Here is a 20,178-nt window from a genome sequence, read left to right on the forward strand (position 1 = left end):
TATGCGGGAAGCTCAACCTGACAAACCATATTAGTTTAATAAATGATTCAACTTGACAACCTTACCACTTTAAAACCATCAAACTCTAATTTTCCAATATTTCAATTAGATTCAAATGAAAACTCAAAAATTCAAAACCAACATCGCATGTGGCAATTGCCTGGCAAAGGTCACTCCTATTTTAAACGCTGAACCAAAAATCGAATCCTGGTCTGTGGATTTACAGAGTGACGATAGAATTCTCACCGTAGAATCTGATGAAATCACAGCTGATGAAGTCTTCAAAACCGTTTTAAAAGCAGGCTTTATTGCAAAACCTGAGTAAATCACTGAAAAAACGCTAAGCTTGGGAAATCTCTAATCTCTATTTCTTATGTCTTAAGTCTAATATCTTACGTCTCAGGTCTTAAAAAATGTACTACCTCCGTCAAATCAACCTTCCTTCTGGCTCTGATCGCCAGTTTCCTTTTTCCCTGAAATCGCTGAAGGAACTGGGCACCATGAGTTTTGACAGTCCGATTACAGTTTTTGTAGGAGAAAACGGCTCGGGAAAGTCTACTTTGCTTAAAGCATTGGCTATAAAGCTAAACTTTCCTGCAATAGGAAGTACAGATCTAGAAAGTGATGAGACTCTCGATGGAGTCAAAAATTTTGGCGAGCAAATCATCACACAATGGAATGAAAAGGCTTACCGTGGATTCTTCTTCCGGGCAGAGGACTACTTTGGCTTCGTAAAGCGTCTTCAAAACATGGATAGTGAGATGCAGGGAGATATTGTAGACTTTGAAAAACGATTGAGCGGAACAGGCCTCAAACTTGCCGTCGGGTCGATTTTAGGTCAAAAAGAAGCGCTTCGCAAGAAATATGGTGATCTCACTGAGGTTTCCCACGGAGAAGGTTTCTTGAAAGTTTTGGAGGGAAGACTTCAGGCAGAAGGAATTTATCTAATCGATGAACCAGAGGCTGCACTTTCGCCACAGCGTCAACTGGCGCTTTTTTCCTTGATCAAAAACCTGGCAGAAAATCACAGTTGTCAGTTTATCATTGCGACACATTCCCCGATCTTAATGACTCTTCCAAATGCGACAATTTTCCAATTTGGAGAGCAAATTCAAAAAGTGAACTACGAGGACACCGAACATTTCACCATCCTAAAAAACTTTCTGAATAATCCAGATGCATTCTTGAGACACCTCTAGGGTTTGTGGATCATATCAAAATTTGAAATTCAGAGTTTGTATCTTTGATTATATGTTTAAAAAAAGCATTAGCAAAATCCCAATGAAACACCTCGCCTTTTCGTTCTTTTTCTTTCTCACAACACAAGTCTTAGCCCAACAAGCTCCTCTCCTTCCACTCGTGAAATCAGAAATCAAAGGAATCAATATCTACGGTAAAACAGTTGATAACCAGACCCGCTGCCAGCACTGGCATTCGGATTTGGATGTAATTGCGATCAAATTCAAATGTTGTGAAAAGTACTATCCGTGCTTTTCTTGCCATGAAGAGGAAGCTGATCACAAACCTCAAGTGTGGCCAAAGGCTGAGTTTGACACCAAAGCAATTCTATGTGGCGTTTGTGGTTCGGAATTGACAATCAAAGCTTACCAAGCAAGCGGCAATACCTGTCGAAATTGCACTGCTGCATTCAACCCTGGATGTAGCAAGCATTATCACTTATACTTTGAAACAGATACTCCTAACAAATCTGATTTATAGCTAGTTAGCTAAATGAAATTTTAAATAGTTAAACTCTAAACCGTTTATTTCGTAAGTTTGTCCTGTTGAAAAAGATTCTTTCCATAGCGTTTTCCCTGATGATCCTACTCAGTAGTGTAGGTTTGGCAAAGACCATCCACCTCTGCATGGGTACAGAGACGGAGAGCGCAATTGGTTTTTCGACTTCCCATATTGAATGTGAGATGGTTAAAAAGAAGCCAAGTTGTCATTCTGAAAAAGATTCAAGCGAACACGAAGAAAAAGATTGCTGCAATGAGGAGTTTGAATTGCTCGTTTTAGACCAAGATCTTCAGAAGTCATCAGTCAATCTTGATTACTCACCAGAATTCGTTGTTTCCTTAGTTTATACCGTCTTTGGGTTATCAATTTTTCCAACTGAGAAAAACGAAAATTACACCGATTATCCCCCTCCAGTTCTAAGGCAAGACCTTCAGGTACTTCATCAATCCTTCTTAATTTAATCTTTCCGGTAGCCCAATTCAGATGAGTTGGGAGAATAAGCGATTGCCTGTTTGGGCAATTGATTCTTTCTATTTCGCTTACCGGATTCGATTATGCTTAATAAAATCATCAAGTTTTTTCTTGAAAATAAACTAGTCACTGTACTTCTGCTATTGTTGATCATCGCATGGGGAGTAGTGACTGCTCCGTTCAACTGGGACACTGGATTTCTGCCACGAGATCCAGTACCTGTGGACGCTATTCCTGATATTGGAGAAAATCAACAAATCGTCTTTACTGAATGGATGGGGCGATCTCCTCAGGATGTGGAAGACCAAATCACCTACCCTCTCACCACTTCACTACTGGGATTACCTGGCGTAAAAAGCGTCCGGAGTAGCTCTGCTTTTGGGTTTTCCAGTATCTACATCATTTTTGACGAAGACACAGAATTCTATTGGAGTAGATCTAGGGTTTTGGAGAAACTCAACTCGCTTCCAGCAGGACTATTACCTGAGGACGTCCAACCTAAACTTGGCCCCGATGCAACCGCATTAGGTCAGGTATTTTGGTACACCTTGGAAGGTAGGGATGCGGATGGAAATCCAGTCGGTGGCTGGGACCTTCACGAACTCCGAACCATACAGGATTATTATGTCCGCTATTCGCTGACTGCTGTCGAAGGGGTTTCTGAAGTAGCTTCAGTGGGTGGCTATGTGAAGGAATATCAGGTGGACGTAGATCCAACTGCCTTGAAAGCCTATGGTGTCACGCTGATTGATGTGATGCAGGCAGTACGGAAAAGCAATCTCGATGTCAGTGCTAATACCATAGAGGTAAATAAAGTGGACTACTTCGTCCGAGGTCTGGGCTATGTTGAAGAGCTCTCGGACTTGGATCAGGCGGTAGTTAAAGTCACCGATAATGTTCCAATTCGTATCCAGGATGTCGCTAAAGTAAATATTGGTCCGCAAGTTCGAAATATGGGCGGTATCCTGGATAAGTCAGGAGCCGAAGCTGTCGGCGGGGTAGTCATAGCCCGATATGGAGATAATCCCTTGGCAGTCATTGAAGGTGTAAAAGCAGAGATCGAAAAGCTTTCGGAGGGGCTACCATCCAAAACACTTGCTGATGGACGAATTTCCAAAGTCACCATCGTTCCATTCTATGATCGTTCGGGATTAATTTTCGAGACGCTTGGAACGCTCTACGAAGCTATTTCGCTCCAAATCTTAATCACCATTATCGTCATCGTGGTAATGGTATCAAATCTCCGAGCCTCATTCCTGATTTCTGCACTTCTGCCTTTAGCAGTGCTCATGTGCTTTATTTTCATGAAATACTTTGGTGTAGATGCGAATATCGTAGCACTGTCAGGAATTGCGATAGCGATTGGGACCATGGTGGATTTGGGGATTATTCTCAATGAGAATGTGCTGCGTCATTTAGAAGATGCTCCTGCAGGACAGTCAAAGTTGAAGACCGTTTACTTGGCTACATCAGAGGTAGCTTCTGCCATACTCACCGCAGTAAGTACAACAATCGTCAGCTTCTTGCCAGTATTTACCTTACAGGCAGCAGAAGGAAAGCTCTTTGGTCCCTTAGCCTACACCAAATCCTTTGCTTTGATAGCGGCTTTGATTTTTACACTCTTGATCATGCCGGCTTTTTCTCATTGGGTTTTCTCTTTGAAAAGCGCTAGTAAGCAAAGAGGACTTTATCTGAATATCGCACTGGTTGTTTTAGGACCTATTGTAGCTTTTACCATATGGGCTTGGGCTGGTTGGGTCTTATTTGCTTTTGGAATTGCAAACCTGCTCATCCACTATTATCCAGAGCGAGTTGGAAAGTACCAGGATTATATCCGTGTTGGAATCACAGTGATTGCGATTTCCTGGTTGCTAACTATCAAATGGCTCCCATTAGGTGTTTCCAATAGCCTATTGACGAATTTCATATTCATCGCTTTAATTATCGGATTGGTCTTAGGAACCTTTTCGATTTTCCTTCACTACTATCCTAGGATTCTTCTCTGGTGTCTGAATAATAAAGGCAAATTTTTAATCATGCCATTAGTCATATTCCTTTTGGGTATGAATGTCTGGTTGGGTTTCGATCGGGTTTTTGGTGTTTTCTCTAATACTGCAGACCGAATCGGATGGAATCTTCGTGCGACAGGATTCTGGTCGAGCATGACGCATAGTTTTCCAGGATTGGGAAAAGAGTTTATGCCCTCGCTAAATGAAGGTTCTTTTCTATTGATGCCTACGACCATGCCGCATTCAGGTCTCACAGAGAACAAGGAGGTACTTGCTCAATTGGATATGCTGGTGACTGCGATTCCTGAGGTGGATTTAGTAGTTGGAAAAGCAGGCCGTGCAGAGACTGCCATTGACCCTGCTCCTATTTCAATGTTTGAAAATACGATCAACTACAAATCAGAATATGCCACGGACGCAGATGGAAATCGTCTTCGTTTTAAAACAAATGAGGATGGATATTATGAATTGAAATCGGGAGAATTTTACGATCCCAGTTTAAATACACCAGGTAATATCGACCCGGCCAACATGATTCCTGATAATGAAGGTGAATACTTCCGACAATGGCGAGCGGAAATCACTTCTCCTGACGATATCTGGGAAGAGATAATTGGAGTCATCAATATTCCAGGAGTGACCTCCTCTCCAAAGCTTCAACCCATCGAGACTCGACTGGTCATGCTTCAAACTGGCATGAGAGCTCCTATGGGAATCAAGGTATATGGGCCTGATCTTCAAACTATAGAGGAGTTTGGAATGAAGCTGGAGCAATACCTCAAGGAAGTGCCATCAGTCAAGAAAGAAGCGGTCTTTGCAGATCGGATTGTAGGTAAGCCTTACCTCGAACTCGACATTGATCGGGAGCAAATCTCCCGCTATGGAATGAATGTGGTCGATGTGCAGGATTTCATTGAAACGGCCATTGGAGGTATGAAAGTCAGCACGACTGTAGAAGGTAGAGAGCGATTCCCTATCCGAGTTCGCTATGCCCGGGAATTCCGTGACGATCCAGCGGCACTCGAAAACATCCAAGTCCCTACCCCGCTTGGTAATTATATTCCACTTGGACAATTGGCCAATATCACCTATAGACCTGGACCGGATATGATTCGGGCGGAAAACAGTTTTCTGGTGGGCTATGTGCTTTTGGACAAAATGCCTGGTTTTGCGGAAGTGACCGTAGTAGAAGACGCACAACGCTACCTGAAGAGCAAGATAGACTCAGGTGAATTGATAGTTCCAACCGGAGTACGCTATGCTTTTTCAGGATCGTACGAAAACCAGGTCAGAGCCGAGCAACGCCTAGCGATTGTCGTTCCCCTCTGTCTGATAGCAATTTTCCTGATTTTATACTTTCAATTCAAATCTGTTTCCACAACGGTATTTGTGTTTTCAGGTATTGCAATGGCTTTCTCCGGAGGGTTCCTCATGCTTTGGTTATATGGACAGGATTGGTTTCTAAACTTCTCCTTTTTCGGTACAGAGATGCGGGGATTATTTCAAATGAAAAGCTACAACCTCTCCGTGGCTGTTTGGGTAGGGTTTATAGCCCTGTTTGGAATAGCTACAGACGACGGGGTTGTTGTAGCTTCCTACCTCAAGCAAAGCTTTGAATCCAACAGTCCGAAAACGGTAAAAGAAATTCGAGAAGCAGTGCTGGAAGCGGGAAGTAGGCGTGTTTTGCCATGTCTCATGACCACCGCCACTACCCTGCTGGCCTTGATTCCGGTACTTTCTTCTTCAGGAAGGGGATCTGACATCATGATCCCTATGGCGATTCCTTCTTTTGGAGGAATGACGATAGAGTTGATCACCTTATTTCTTGTCCCAGTGCTTTTCAGTTGGTGGGCTGAGCGAAAATTAAAAAATAAGAACACATGAAAAAGCTACTCACATTAGCGATTCTCTGGGCCAGTGTTGGGCATTTTGCTCTTTCACAAAATCTCGATGAATATTTGGTCAGGGCGGCGGAAAATAATCCTGAACTGAAAGCCTATTACAATGAATATTTGGCCGCAACAGAAATTGGAAATCAAGTCAGCCTTCCCAATCCTGAGCTTCAAGTTGGATTTTACTTTCGACCAATGGAGCGATTTATGGGGAATCAGCAGGCAGATATCCGCTTGATGCAAATGTTCCCTTGGTTTGGAATGCTTAAAGCTCAAGAGTCAGAAGCCGATCAAATGGCATTGGCGCGCTATCAGCTTTTCTTGGATGCCAAAAACAACCTGTTTTTCCAAGTTAAAACTACTTGGTACGCCTTGGCAGAATTGGAACAGGAAATCCGAATCACTGAAGAAAATCTGGAAATCCTGCGCAAATACGAGCGAATGGCCTTGATCCGCTTTGAAAATTCTTCCTCATCTGCAGAAGGACCGAGTTCAACACCCATGGCACCTTCTTCAAGCTCCAGCGTTTCTGCAGGTTCAGCCGGAATGAATACCATGGGGAATCAAACTCAGGGTATGTCAAGCCAAGCGAATTCTTCTGCAATGACTTCTCCAGCTGCTATGGGATCCACTGGGCCAGGCATGACAGATGTATTACGAATTCGACTACAAATCAACACATTGGATAATGAGTTGGATTTGCTGAATGCAAATAAAATTCCCCTTCAGGTGGAATTAAACAAACTGATGAATTCCCCTCGTGAAGCTCAGCTTTCTAATCCAGAACCCTTACTGCCATTTGTAATGAATTTGGAAAAACAAGCCATTCTAGATAGCATCTCGGCCAATAATCCCATGCTAGCCATGTACGATGCAGAGCTTTTGGCACTGGAATCTCAAAAGCAAATGGCAAAACTGGACGGCAGACCAATGCTGGGTGCCGGTGTGAATTACATGCCCTTTCAGCCTAGAATTGAGGATGGCATGTCTATGGGTGGAAAGGATATGATTATGCCCATGGTGACCGTGACCTTGCCTATTTATAGAAAGAAGACTACAGCAAAGATCAAAGAAACTGAACTTCGTCAGGAAGCAGTTCAATTCAACAAAGAAAACACGCTCAATCAACTGGAGATTGAGTGGGCAAAAGCTTTCCGGGATCTCGAAGATGCCAATCGAAAAGTCCGACTCTACGAGCAGCAACTCGACCTGGCAAATCAAAACCTCAGCCTACTACTAACTGCTTACGCTACAAGTGGGCAAGACTTCGAAGAAGTCCTCAGAGCACAACAACTGATTTTGGACTACGAATTCTCAAAAATCGGGGCAATTACCAGACAATATACTTCCCTAGCCATGCTGGATATGCTTTCAGCTACTGGGATTCAACCTTATTCTAAGTAATCACATGGAAACTAAAACTAAAAAGTTATACCTATTTGGAGTATTGCTGTTTGTCATCGGAATCACAATCGGCTGGCTTATAAGCCCTTCAATGACTGAACCTGTCGATGCAGAGCACAATCACGGGCTGGAATCCCTAGCCGATCAACTTTGGACCTGCTCCATGCACCCTCAGATCAAGCTGAATGAAGCCGGAGATTGTCCGATTTGTGGGATGGATTTGATTCCTGTAGCCACTGCGAGCAGTCCTGGATCTACCAACCCAATGGTACATGAGATGACGCCCGAGGCTATTGCTTTGGCAAATGTCCAAACCTCCATCGTTGGGGGGATGAATAGTAGCGGAGAGTTGCTGTTGACTGGGAAAATTCAGGCTGATGAGCGCCAGAATGCATCTGTAACTGCAAAATTTCCAGGTAGAATAGAAAAGCTATTTGTGAGTTTTACAGGGGAAAAAGTAAAACTCGGTCAGCGTCTCGCGACTGTCTATTCGCCAGAGTTGGTTACAGCTCAGAAAGAGCTTTTGGAAGCGCTAAAAACCAGGGAAGTTTTCCCAGAATTATACCAAGCTGCACGAGAGAAATTACGACTTTGGAAATTATCCGATGCACAAATCTCGACCTTAGAAAATTCCGGAACGCCTAAAACTGAATTTGATGTCTTGGCAGAACATAGCGGTGTAGTTACCCAGCGGAATATCGCTGTGGGTGATTATGTCAATACCGGTACAGTGCTTTTCAACATTGTAGACTTGGATAAAATCTGGGTGATGCTCGATGCCTACGAATCGGATTTATCGATGGTAGCTGTGGGAAATACCATTTCATTTACAGCTGCAGGAATTCCCGGTCAAACCTATCAAACAAAAGTCACATACATTGATCCGATTTTGAATCCGAATACCCGAGCGGCCTCTCTACGTGCAGAAATGAATAATCCTGGCGGAAAGCTTTTGCCAGAGATGTTTGTCTCTGCAAAAGTGAAAACGAATATAAAATCTCAAAATGCAGGAATTGCTATACCGCGCACTGCTTTACTTTGGTCAGGTAAGCGTTCCATTGTGTATGTCAAAGTTCCTAATTCCGAATACCCCGCTTTTGAAATGCGAGAGATTACCATAGGTTCTAAAATGGGCGATATGTATGCTGTAGAGGCAGGTTTAGAGATTGGAGAAGAGATTGTTACCAATGGCGTATTTGCTATTGATGCGGCTTCACAATTGGCTGGAGGCTACAGCATGATGAATCGTCCGGAAACAAAAACACTTGATGTTTCCGCGGCTTTTCAATCACAGGTTACTCAATTGACCGAGGAATACTTCAAAGTAAAAAACTCTCTGGTCAACGACGACGCAGTGGCAACTCAGAAAGCCGCAGCTTCTATCAAAAGTAACCTTTCAAAGGTGGACATGAATTTGGTGAAGGGCTCAGCTTATGATCAATGGATGTCGATCCGAACTGAGGTACAAAAAGCGGCAGAAATGATAGCAAAGGAAACTGATATCGCAAAACAACGAATACACTTTGCGCCTCTTTCCCAGGCTTTTCTGGATATGACGGAAACTTTTGGACTGACGAAAGACAAGGTTTATAAGGAATTTTGCCCGATGGCTTTTGATAATAAAGGAGCCTATTGGCTTAGCGAATCAGAACAGATTCGAAACCCTTATTTCGGACAATCCATGCTGACTTGCGGGGAAGTGAAAGCCACCTATTTGAAAGGACAGCCAGTTATGGATTACAATGGATCGAAAGCTGTATCTAGTTCAGCAGAGCATCGTCACTAGCCGGCAGTTTTCAGTGGAAACTAATTAAAATAAAGATTTACTTTTAACTAGTAAATACTTTAAAATGAGGAAAAATAATCAATTCTACGCCAGAAGAATCCATCGATTCTTGGGCGTTTTCATCGGGATTCAATTTATTTTCTGGACCATTTCAGGCTTGTACTTTAGCTGGACGGATATCGATGAGATTCATGGAGATCATTTCCGAACGGATCATATGATGCATGAAAATGCAACAGAATTGATTGATCTGTCAAAACTGGACTCTACGCTCTTGATAGCTTCCCTTGAACTTAGATTTGTCAATCATAAACCCTATTTCTGGGTGAATGAAAGCAAGTTATTTGATGCACAGTCAGGAGTTCTACATTCGGAAATCTCTGAAACCGAGGCGCGGGAAATTGCCCAAATCTACATTAAAGATGATCTGCAAATCAGAGAAATGGAATACCTAACAGAAACTAGCCCTCATCATGAATATCGAGGTTCAGCGCTACCTGTTTGGGCAGTGCATTTCAATCATCCTGAAAACTTGGTGGCCTATGTGGATGCCAAAAGTGGAGAATTCTCTAAAGTCAGACACAGGGCCTGGCGTTGGTTTGATTTCCTTTGGATGTTTCACACCATGGATTATGCAGGAAGAGATGACTTCAACAACCTGCTTTTGCGGGTATTTTCCCTAGCGGGATTGGCAGCAGTAGGTTCTGGATTCACCTTATTCTTTATGACAAAACAGAAAAAAATATATCAAAAAAATAAAACCTAAATCAATGAAGAATCTAAGATTACCAATTGCACTATCTGTTTTAGTAGCACTATCTATGGCTTGCTCTAGCAAGTCTACTCATGAAGATCACATGGAAAATGAGGCATCTCAGGAAATGTCGTCCGCTACTTCTGATGAATTAGCCTCAACTCCTACAACAATGATTTCTTTTAAAGAAGAGTCAACTACACAGATTTTCAATACCTATTTTGGGTTGAAAGATGCCTTGGTAGAAACTAATGGAGAAAAAGTAAGTGAGGAAGCAAAAAAATTAGAAGCACTTCTGACTGAAGAAAAGTACAATTCTATGAAAGAAGAGGTCCAGAAAATCGCTGGAACAACTGACACAGCAATTCAGCGTGATGCATTTGATGAACTTTCTGATCAAATGATTGAATTGGCTAAAAGCAGCGAGTTGGCTTCAGGAAACCTTTTTCTTCAGCATTGCCCTATGGCAAATGGCAACAAAGGAGCAAATTGGATCAGTTTGTCTGAAGAAATCAGAAATCCATACTTCGGGGACAAAATGTTGAAATGCGGTTCTGTCACTGAGAAGATTTGATTTTGTAGGGGGCGAAAGATTTTCCGCCCCCTACATTCAATTTGAAATTGTAAATCTCAAACCCAAGAATCCTCTAATCCCCTGATTAGGAGCATAAACATAAGTTGGATCAAAGGTCAAGGCATTTGGATTTCCCGGAGTAGGAATCACCGAGCCATCTGGTGCAAAGTCAACTCCCCTATCAAATGGATCAAAAGCTCTGGCAATGGAATTTGCAGCGGGTGTGAAATTCAACAGATTTTTCACTCCTCCATAGATCTCCCACTTTTCACCTAGCTTTTTTGATAGCTGTATATTTTGTATGCTATACCAAGGAGAATATTCAGGCCTATCGTCCAGCTCTCCCAATAAAGGAAGACGCATCGGGCTATAAACATTTCCAGTATAATCCACTGTCAAACCTAAGCGGAAAAACTCATAACCTACAGACCATACGCCAGAGAATCGCTCGGTAAGTAATTGACGGGTTTTTACCCCTCCCTCTTCTATACTCACATCCATAAGTGTTCCTCCAGCCGTCACTGTAAATCCGTTTGGCCAGGCAGCATCGATATTTAGTGACACACCTTTGGATACTGCCGAACCATCCAAGTTGGAATAAATAATCTGATTAGGATTTGTCTCGTAGTCAGGAATAATCCGATTGGTGAAATAGGTGTAAAAAGCTGACCCGTCCAATCCAATAAACACACCTTTATCTGAATAGATTTTCTTCACCAGATTAGCATTTCCATTCCAGCTTTGCTCCGGCTTTAATTCCTCCGTAAAAATGACCTCCCGAGCTCCTGTCAACGCTGCATGATCTTCTGTAAACACATTCGCTACCCGGAAACCATTTCCTGCCGAAAGCCTAAAGACCGTGTTCTTGTCAGCTGATGAAAGTTTGTAATTCACACGAGGGGAAAAGATGGAACCATGGATGGAATTATAATCGTATCGCGCTCCTAGTAGCAAACTCTGATTTGGAGTAAACTTAATTTCATCCTGTAGGAAAAGCCCTGGCAAATGAATGACTGAAGGTTGATTTGAATCTGAAATCAGATCAGATGTGGCAGGTGTATTGTCATCATAAAATGTATATCTATAAGCCATTCCAAGCAATAGACCATGTTTCTGGGCAGTTTTGGCCCAAGTCAATTGCCCGAATCCTATATATTGCTCAGCGGTATAAATAGTCGTCCCATAAACTGAGTTTTGGTTATGACCATTTGCTGAAAACTGAAAATTCATGGTTTCTGAGGTAGGCAATTGCCAAGTACCAAATGTCTCCCATCTGCTGGTATAAATACTCTCCCCGTACACTTCATCCCCACCACGATCTGCACTTGTCCAGTTCATCTCTCCTCCCCATCGATCTTCGTAGACGTACCTTCCTGCCATGGTAAAAACTCTGTTTTCTGGTCGGCTTACATTGATTTTTTGGAAAAAAGATATCCTTTTCGAAAGCGTCACATCAGTAAAGCCATCGCCGTTATTATCTATTGGGTTATCATAATAAAAAGCATTTACACCAGTAAGTGATTGAATATTCTCACCCCAATTTGAGCGCAAACCCAAATCCAGATTCATCTCTCCCCAACCTGTAGCAAAGAAGTCTGTAGACACCAAAGGGGCTGATTCAGGTTTTTTTGTGATCACATTGATCAAACCACCTACAGCTTCTGAACCATACAATGTAGAGGCTGGACCTTTCACTACTTCCACTCTATCGATCAGTGCCTGTGGAATTCCAGTCAATCCATACACGGTCGCCAAACCGCTCACGATCGGCATTCCATCAATCAAAACCATGGTATATGGTCCTTCCAAACCATTGATATGAATGTCGCCTGTGTTGCAGACGTTACAATTGATCTGAGGTCGAACACCGTTTACATTTTGTAGGGACTCAAAGATTGAAGGGTTTGGATTGGCTCTGAAAAAGTTCGCTGAATACACTTCTACTGGTACTGGGCTATCCAATTTGGACACTTCCTGCATGGTACCACTGACTACTACTTCATCAAGTCCCCCATCCATTTCCTTAAGTGAGAAAATCAACTCCGATAAATCCTCACCAGGTACTTTCACTACCTGTTGGGCCGTTTGAAAACCAACCATAGAGGCCTGAATAGTGAATGTTCCTGCTTTTGTTATTGAAATTTCAAAACCTCCATCTGCTCCTGTAACTGCTCCAGTACCCAGGCCTTTCACGAAAACATTAGCAAATTCTACCGGTTCATCCTGAAAAATGACCTTACCACTGAGCACATATTTTTGACCAAAAGCTACAGAAGTGAAAAGACTAAAAACCAGAAAAAGAAAATACTTATAGGTCATAAACTGGGAGATAATTTCAAATTAGATACGACAAATTTATAATGTTAGATTTATCTAACAAAATTGTTTTCAACATTATTTTCTCATATTTGAATACTAAAGCAATAAATCATGGCATCACAAACAGAAGAGAATTACTTGAAGACCCTTTTTAACCTGGCAAATGATAAGAATGAGGTGAATATCTCAGAACTGGCTGCACAAATGCAAGTCAGTATGCCCACTGTGAATAGTATGGTGAAAACTCTTCAGAAGAATGATTGGCTGATTTATGAAAAATACAAGCCTGTTATACTCACCCAAAAAGGCAAAAAAGAAGCGGCACTGATTATCCGCAAGCATAGACTTACAGAAATGTTTCTAGTAAATAAAATGGGATTTGGCTGGGAGGAAGTCCACGAGATTGCTGAACAAGTAGAGCATATTCATGCGCCAAAGTTTTTCGAACGAATGGATGAAATGATGGGTTTCCCGACCATTGATCCACACGGTTCCCCGATTCCTGATAAGCAAGGGCGTATCCAAGAGATCAATTACTTAACGCTTTCAAAATGTAAAGCTGGACAAACCGTCATCCTCGCGGCTTTGACAAATTCATCCACCGAATTTTTGGAATTTCTTAACAGTCGTGAACTAAGTTTGGGGACAGAGCTAACCATCAATTCTGTAGAAAACTATGATCAAAGTATGGTTGCCACTTATGTGGGCCATACTTCTGAGACGTTGAGCGAAAAAGTATGCGAAAGACTTTTAGTAAGAGTAATAGGGTAATGAAGTTAGTTTAAGTCTTATCTCTAGGCTATTTTTTAAGAAGAATTTTTAGCCGTAAATGCTCCGTTGATGAGTGTTTATCCTATTCTTACTTCAGAAAAGCTACTTCTGGAAAAGTGCTCAGGTAATATTCCAAATAGTTAAGATCTAATCCGACGAAGTTCTCTCCTATAGGTGTTCCCTGTTTTATTTCTTGGACAATTTTATCCTTAGTGTAACTTTCACCATTCAATGTAGATACAAGCGCATTTTCCTCAGAGGACTGGTATCGTTTGATGGCAAGTTTGATCCGTGATCCCTTATCCAAATTAGTTAGTGGGTAGATTTTTTGCTCACCTTCAGCCACTTTATCATAATAGATAAAGTCAGCGGTATGCGGATTGTAGCTGAGCGGTTTTACTTTAGCTTCTACAGCGATAGGCGGCAAAGTGATCTTTTCCATGGTCATAAAAGTAAAAAATAGCAGTTGCTTATTTATAGGTATACAACTGCTATTTAATTTATTAAAAACGTCTAATAGTATAGTCAGCCAATGTCATATTGTAGAAAAGATAGGGCTGAATCTTGGCTGTTTTACTACCCCAGGCAATTCCGGACATGGGAGAACGCATCAGGTCACGGTCTTGCATTAGCAATGCTGCTGTAGTCGTTCCCGGTACAGATGCCATTCCTACATTAAACTGAGCAACAGAATCTGATACTGCCTGTTGCGCAGTCCGCCCAAGAGCCATACTTATATCGTATTGTGAGTCAGCTTTCCAAAAAAGGGTTGAATTTGCCCAGGTAAATGTGAAATTTTCTGTGTAACCCATAAAGGAAACTGCACCCTTGCTGACTGTATTTGGTCCCAAATCCCTTCCAGTTCTACAACTCAATAAGTGGATAGAGCTATGGTCAACTTCCGTAGGATCATATGAACCAACACGGATCAAGCTAGCATTGCCATGCCCGGTAAAATTATCATAATTCCCATGGCCAATACCACTGATATAAACCACGCGAGATTCCTTGGCTCTAGCAGCAAAATTTGACCTATTGTCATTCACACCAGTCAGTTTAATAAGTTCAAACCCACGATTTTCAAAGACTGGATGCACATTATTTATTCTATAATTTGCTACTTCGTTGGTGACACTATCCGTAGTGTTTTCACAAAATAAAACCTTATTGGAAAAGAGCTTCCACTGAGCTTTAGGAATGATTTTCCATTCTTTAGGGATAGTGGGTAAAGCTTCCGCTTTTGGCATCACAAATCGCAGAGAAGCAACCGGAATTTTACCCAGCATCTGATTCATCATATATTCCGCATACTTTACCTCTGCGTCTGCAATCTGCTTTCCAAAAGATGTTTGCTTTTCTATATGGGAAATCACCTCTGCTTTACTGTAAATACCCGCGTTGATGACACCGATCTTTAGATCTGGTTCCAACTTAATTCGCTGGATAGCAAGCTTAGCTTTGTTATCCTCAGAAGTAAGATCCAAACCGAATTTGGGAGGAATCCTTCCTGAGACGACTTCTTTGGCATACATCAGCGAGCCATTACCTCGTACACCAATAGCTTTCTCTGCGGCAAAATCCGGAAGGGTAAGTTTGCCAAGTTTTACTGTCTTCATTTTGTAATTGATTTAGGAATTTTGCCTACTGTTAACGGTTTCGGCTATCCGTTACTAAATCGATTTATTCAATCGTATTTACTTAAAAATTAATCAGTTACTTAAAAATTTGCATCCGGGAGCAGTACCAAAATTAAAACTATTTCAGAATTTTCAATTTCAATTTTTACTGATTTCAATGTCATTTTTAGGAGTACTCAATTTTTAGAAAAAAATAACAAATTAAGACCTTCATTTGCTCAACAAATTCTCCATTACCTTAGTCATCAGTGGGTTATAAAACTGATCCATTTAGCGATCACAGGGTTTACAAGGGTTCAAACATTCAAAAAAAATCTGGTTGGCTAAAGCCTTTGGCAGCTTCTTATAGTGCGCTATAAAAGAGAGGAAAATATACTTTATTCGTCGTCTAATCGCATTTGACTTTTTTACCTTGGTCAAATTATTGGTACATTCTACACAAACCAATTTTTGAAACATGATCATAGACGTACATACCCACATTAACAATTACCACGAAGACCGAGTAGTTTCACTTGAAGACTGTCTGAATAAACTGACTGAAACCATGGAGGAAAACCACGTTGACTATTCTCTGGTGCTCACTTCATATAAAGTCAATGAACACAGACCAAGTACCAAAAAAGTGGTTGAGGCGATTGAAAACAGGAAAAACCTAGGTGTCGTGGCTGGCATAAGCTACTTGAATTACAATCATCATGATTTAAGGGAAATCGGTGAATATCTCGAAGCAGGCCTAATTAAAGGGCTGAAACTCTATCCAGGTTATGAGCCCTTTTACCCAAATGATACGCGTATGAAAGTCGTTTATGACATGGCAATAGAGTATGATGTGCCAGTCATGTTTCACTCAGGTGATACCTATGCGCCCACAGGACGGGTAAAATATTCCCACCCTATTCATCACGATGATTTGGCGGTGGATTATCCTGACTTGAAAATTGTGATCTGCCATGTCGGCAATCCTTGGATCAAAGACTGCATGGAAGTCACTTACAAAAACCAAAATGTACATGCGGATTTTTCAGGCTTAGTATTGGGAGATTTCTCGGAGAAATTTGAGCGTTGGATGAAAAACGAGCTCGAGCAAATGATCACTTATGCTGGAAATCCTAAATACCTACTCTATGGAACAGATTGGCCAATTTCTTCCATGAAATCCTATTTAAATTTCATGAAGAATCTTGATCTTCCTCAGGAAAAGAAAGAATTGATCCTATGGAAAAACGCGGCCGAATTATTCAAGCTTGACGTAACTAGCTTTAAATAGAAATGGTAATACTTACCAATATTGAAGTTTAGCTTGTTTCGTGCCTCGCAAAGACGGTAATTATTAGATTTTATATTGAGCATCAACTGCGTCTTCTGCGAATCCCGATATCGGGACTCAGTGGACTTTGCGGCTAAAACAAAAAACCACCTGCCAATCACTCAGCAGGTGGTTTTTGTATAAAATCTATGCTAAATTAACGAACATCTTTTTTGTAATCTGTAACCAAATGCTCGATGAAAAACTCCATCATTCTATCTCTGTTCAAGGCGGTGTGACCGCCGTCTGGAGCTACTTGCACCTCTATGCTTTTGCCGGCATCTTGAAACGCTTTGATCAACATCAGCGAATTGGATGGATGCACATTATTATCAGCAGTTCCGTAGAATACCAAAAGTTCACCTTGTAGCTGGTCAGCCATATTCATTAAGCTGAACCTATTGTAACCAGCTTCATTGCTTTCTAGTGTGCCCATAAAACGCTCCGTGTAGATGTTGTCATATAATCTCCAGTCCGTTACTGAAGAGTTTGCGACAGCCGCATGAATCAAGTCAGGAAATCTTAGTAGCATAGAAGCCGCTGTGGTTCCTCCATAAGAAGTTCCAAATACGCCTACTCTATCCTTATCGAAATAAGGTCTATCATGAAGTGATTTGATGCCTTCGGCAAAATCATCCATTTCTACCAAACCTAGATTTCCGTATAATTGATCCAGCAACTTTTTGCCTCGACCTTTTACATTTCTACCATCAATATTCAATATCAAAAACCCATATTCAGTCAATGGATCTGGAAGTGTGAAATTCTCCCGAAATGCATTCGTAGCAGGTCCACCATAGTTACTAAGGATTACTGGGTATTTTTTACTTGGGTCAAAATCCGATGGGAAATGAATCATTCCGTGCAACTCAGTCACTCCATCTTTAGAAGTGAAAGTGAATACTTCCACTTTATTCAGACCTAACTCCTCAAACCTACTCATGTCACTTTTTGCCAATTCAGCTACCACTTTGCCTTTGGCATCCACCAAATTGGTAAATGGAGGAATGTCATGAGTTTGAGCTACATCTACAAAGTATTTCCCATCAGGAGAAATAGTCACCGAGTGATTAAAAGCTGGATCTGTTAATCGGGTATCTTTTGTACCGTCAAGATTTACGCGATGTAGCTGCATCAGCATGTGATTTTCACCACTGCGAGCCATGTAATACAAGGTCTTATCCTCTTCATCTACCTTTACAATATTGGAAACTTCAAAAGGATGAGTGGTAATCGCATTTACCAGTGTCCCATCAAAATTGTAGAGGTAATAGTTATTGAAACCTGATCTTTCAGATGCCCAGATGAAATGCTCACCATCGGCTAAAACTTCCATCTCTGGGGAATTCTCCACAAAACTCGGAAGCCACTCTTCACGGATTACCGTTCGGCTTTTACCTGTTTCTGGGTTAGCAGCACGAAGCTCGAGGATATTCTGACGTCTATTGGTGCTGTGATAAAGCAATTCTTTGCCGTCTGGAGTCCAAGACAAGTCATAAATATATGTTCCCAAATCTCCATCGCTGTAAGGCTTACCATCTCTGATATCCAATTCAGTCATCTTTTTGGTCGCTACATCATAGACCATCAGATCCACGGGAAGATTTGGCTCACCCACTTTAGGATAGGCTTCGATCTCAAGTGAATCATATAAACTTAATTGATTCAACAGGACGTAGTATTTCTTTACATCCTTTTCATCAAATCTATAGAAAGCGATTTTACTTCCATCAGGAGACCACCACATGGCGGTATTCTGGCTTAATTCCTCTCCATATACCCAAGTAGCAATACCGTATTTTATTTGATTATCCTCGTTACCATCGGTTGTGATGGCGATCACATTGCTGCCATCAGCATTGCTGAGGTACATATTGCGATCCTTTGTGTATGCTTTGAATTTACCATCTGGTGACTCTGCCGAATCAAACTGGCGACCTCGGGCAGGACGATTCCAAGCTCTTCGCTCAGGAGTTGGGATTTCTCCAACTTCTGTTACTTTTTTCGTTTTTATTGAGAAAGACTGAAGCTTGCCATTTTCTACGTATTCAAAGGATTTGCCATCCTCAGCCCATTTTACATTTAGACTGCCTGGAATGACAGAAGACCTTATTTGTGGCGCTATTTTTTGGTATTGCTCATAGCCAGGCATGTTTTTGAGCTTATCCTGAGCATGTGAGATAGAAATGGAAGTAACCAAAGCTGCAGCCATGGTAAAGAAGAACTTATGCTTCATATATATTCGGGTTAAATTAATTCTAGATGCGATGATACTATTTTTAGCTGTAAAAAACAGGGATAAATACACGAGTGAAGGATTTTGAAAGTAGAATAGGATTCCAAAAAGCAGTATTTTCACATTATTTCACTTTAGGCCGTTCATCTCGGCCATTTTTTGAAAACAGTTCATTAATTAAAACGCTACCTAAAGAATCATCGATCTATCTGATAAATTGTCTCCCCCAGAAATACTCAATATATTGGTTTGATTATCATTTAACCCACAAATAACCCAAGAAATGGAATACAGAAAATTAGGAAAGACAGGCCTGAACTTGTCTATTCTTGGATTTGGAGCATCGCCTATGGGTGATGTTTTTGATGTTTCTGACGAAAAAGATGGCTATCGAGCCGTTCACTATGCAATAGACCACGGAGTTAATTTTTTCGATGTTTCTCCTTTCTACGGAATTACTTTAGCGGAAAAGCGACTGGGAAATGCGCTAGAAGGAAAGCGTGAACAAGTTATTTTGGCTACAAAATGTGGGCGTTATGACCTACAGGAATTTGATTTTTCTGAAAAGAGAATTCTCAAATCTGTCGATGAATCTCTCTCCAGATTAAAAACAGATTATGTTGATTTGCTTCAGCTTCATGACATCGAGTTCGTTGATAAAGAGCAAATTCTTAATGAAGCTTGGCCAACTTTAGTCAAACTCAAAGAATCCGGGAAAGCCAGGTTTATTGGAATCACAGGTTTACCCGTGAATTACTTGGCAGAAATCACACGAAATATAGAGGTGGACACGGTCCTTTCTTGGGCCCATTACAATTTGCTCGAAGACGAGATAAACCGAGAACTCGTTCCTCTTTCAAAGGATAAAGGCTTTGGTCTGATGAATGCAGCTCCCTTGATGCAACGCATTCTATCGGATGCTCCTTTGCCGGAATGGCATAGATCTCCGCAGGCTATGAAGGACATGCAATCCAAACTACTAAGCCTTTGCGCTAGATTTAATGTAAAACTAAGTGACGTTGCGATTCGCTATGCTTTGGATCATCGGGACATCACTACGACTATCGTTGGCATGTGTGACCTTGCTACTAGTTCTCAAAACGTAAGCGTACTCGATTTCAAAATTCCTGATGGCCTTTTGGAAGAAATAGAAATCCTGGTCGCACCCGTCAAAAACCAAATGTGGTACGAAGGAAAGCCTGAGAATAATATTTAGGAGACAGGTAGCAATGATCAGATTACAGTATACAGCGTCATTGCAAACGACAGAGAGCCT

The 20,178-nt window shown here is 41.4% G+C and carries 16 protein-coding genes; 12 read left to right on the plus strand and 4 right to left on the minus strand.

The genetic code is table 11. The features are described 5' to 3' along the window. Positions 1-115 precede the first annotated feature (115 nt). The 9 genes from LV83_RS04175 (at position 116) to LV83_RS04215 (ending at position 10,630) form a co-directional block, all read left to right on the plus strand. Positions 116-325 carry a heavy-metal-associated domain-containing protein gene (locus tag LV83_RS04175; protein WP_111610278.1) on the plus strand — a complete coding sequence of 70 codons (210 nt, stop codon included), beginning with the start codon at positions 116-118 and terminating at the stop codon, positions 323-325. Positions 326-413: 88 nt separating this feature from the next. Next, positions 414-1,199 (plus strand): AAA family ATPase, encoded by a 786-nt coding sequence (locus tag LV83_RS04180; protein WP_111610279.1) that lies wholly within the window; start codon positions 414-416, stop codon positions 1,197-1,199. A gap of 82 nt (positions 1,200-1,281) precedes the next feature. Further along, complete coding sequence (locus LV83_RS04185) at positions 1,282-1,719, plus strand: CHY zinc finger protein (protein WP_111610526.1); 438 nt, start codon at positions 1,282-1,284, stop codon at positions 1,717-1,719. Between the two features lie 65 nt (positions 1,720-1,784). Further along, entirely contained in the window at positions 1,785-2,201 is a 417-nt protein-coding gene (locus LV83_RS04190; RefSeq protein WP_146613687.1) for an HYC_CC_PP family protein, read from the plus strand. A gap of 93 nt (positions 2,202-2,294) precedes the next feature. Next, positions 2,295-6,104, plus strand: a complete 3,810-nt coding sequence (locus LV83_RS04195; RefSeq protein ID WP_111610281.1) for an efflux RND transporter permease subunit — start codon at positions 2,295-2,297, stop codon at positions 6,102-6,104. Further along, positions 6,101-7,516: a TolC family protein gene (locus LV83_RS04200; protein ID WP_111610282.1), complete on the plus strand. Its 1,416-nt coding sequence runs from the start codon at positions 6,101-6,103 to the stop codon at positions 7,514-7,516. Before LV83_RS04195 ends, LV83_RS04200 begins: the two co-directional genes overlap by 4 nt. A 4-nt stretch (positions 7,517-7,520) precedes the next feature. Then, positions 7,521-9,302 carry an efflux RND transporter periplasmic adaptor subunit gene (locus LV83_RS04205; protein ID WP_111610283.1) on the plus strand — a complete coding sequence of 594 codons (1,782 nt, stop codon included), beginning with the start codon at positions 7,521-7,523 and terminating at the stop codon, positions 9,300-9,302. A gap of 64 nt (positions 9,303-9,366) precedes the next feature. Beyond that, entirely contained in the window at positions 9,367-10,068 is a 702-nt protein-coding gene (locus LV83_RS04210) for a PepSY domain-containing protein (RefSeq protein ID WP_111610284.1), read from the plus strand. A gap of 4 nt (positions 10,069-10,072) precedes the next feature. After that, positions 10,073-10,630 carry a DUF3347 domain-containing protein gene (locus tag LV83_RS04215; protein WP_111610285.1) on the plus strand — a complete coding sequence of 186 codons (558 nt, stop codon included), beginning with the start codon at positions 10,073-10,075 and terminating at the stop codon, positions 10,628-10,630. A gap of 36 nt (positions 10,631-10,666) precedes the next feature. Here the strand turns inward: LV83_RS04215 and LV83_RS04220 are convergent, their stop codons facing one another. Then, positions 10,667-12,949 carry a TonB-dependent receptor gene (locus LV83_RS04220; RefSeq protein ID WP_111610286.1) on the minus strand — a complete coding sequence of 761 codons (2,283 nt, stop codon included), beginning with the start codon at positions 12,947-12,949 and terminating at the stop codon, positions 10,667-10,669. 111 nt (positions 12,950-13,060) lie between these two features. On the opposite strand from LV83_RS04220, the gene LV83_RS04225 reads away from it, so the two are divergent. Next, a complete protein-coding gene (locus LV83_RS04225; RefSeq protein WP_111610287.1) occupies positions 13,061-13,720 on the plus strand; it encodes a metal-dependent transcriptional regulator in 660 nt (219 codons plus the stop codon). An 88-nt stretch (positions 13,721-13,808) separates the two neighbouring features. On the opposite strand, the gene LV83_RS04230 is transcribed toward LV83_RS04225, so the two are convergent. Together LV83_RS04230 and LV83_RS04235 are read right to left on the minus strand one after the other, a co-directional pair. Continuing rightward, the gene (locus LV83_RS04230; RefSeq protein WP_146613688.1) at positions 13,809-14,162 is read right to left on the minus strand and encodes a hypothetical protein; all 354 of its coding nucleotides are present in this window, start codon (positions 14,160-14,162) and stop codon (positions 13,809-13,811) included. A 61-nt stretch (positions 14,163-14,223) separates the two neighbouring features. Continuing rightward, on the minus strand, positions 14,224-15,336 hold the full coding sequence (locus tag LV83_RS04235) for a hypothetical protein (protein ID WP_111610289.1): 1,113 nt from the start codon (positions 15,334-15,336) through the stop codon (positions 14,224-14,226). A 478-nt stretch (positions 15,337-15,814) separates the two neighbouring features. Here LV83_RS04235 and LV83_RS04240 point away from each other — a divergent pair, with 478 nt between their 5' ends. Beyond that, entirely contained in the window at positions 15,815-16,627 is an 813-nt protein-coding gene (locus tag LV83_RS04240; protein WP_111610290.1) for an amidohydrolase family protein, read from the plus strand. 196 nt (positions 16,628-16,823) lie between these two features. Here the strand turns inward: LV83_RS04240 and LV83_RS04245 are convergent, their stop codons facing one another. Further along, positions 16,824-18,902: a S9 family peptidase gene (locus tag LV83_RS04245; protein ID WP_111610291.1), complete on the minus strand. Its 2,079-nt coding sequence runs from the start codon at positions 18,900-18,902 to the stop codon at positions 16,824-16,826. Between the two features lie 283 nt (positions 18,903-19,185). On the opposite strand from LV83_RS04245, the gene LV83_RS04250 reads away from it, so the two are divergent. Then, positions 19,186-20,118: an aldo/keto reductase gene (locus LV83_RS04250; RefSeq protein ID WP_111610292.1), complete on the plus strand. Its 933-nt coding sequence runs from the start codon at positions 19,186-19,188 to the stop codon at positions 20,116-20,118. Positions 20,119-20,178: the final 60 nt, after the last annotated feature.

The sequence above is a fragment of the Algoriphagus yeomjeoni genome (assembly GCF_003259505.1).
GTDB lineage: Bacteria > Bacteroidota > Bacteroidia > Cytophagales > Cyclobacteriaceae > Algoriphagus > Algoriphagus yeomjeoni.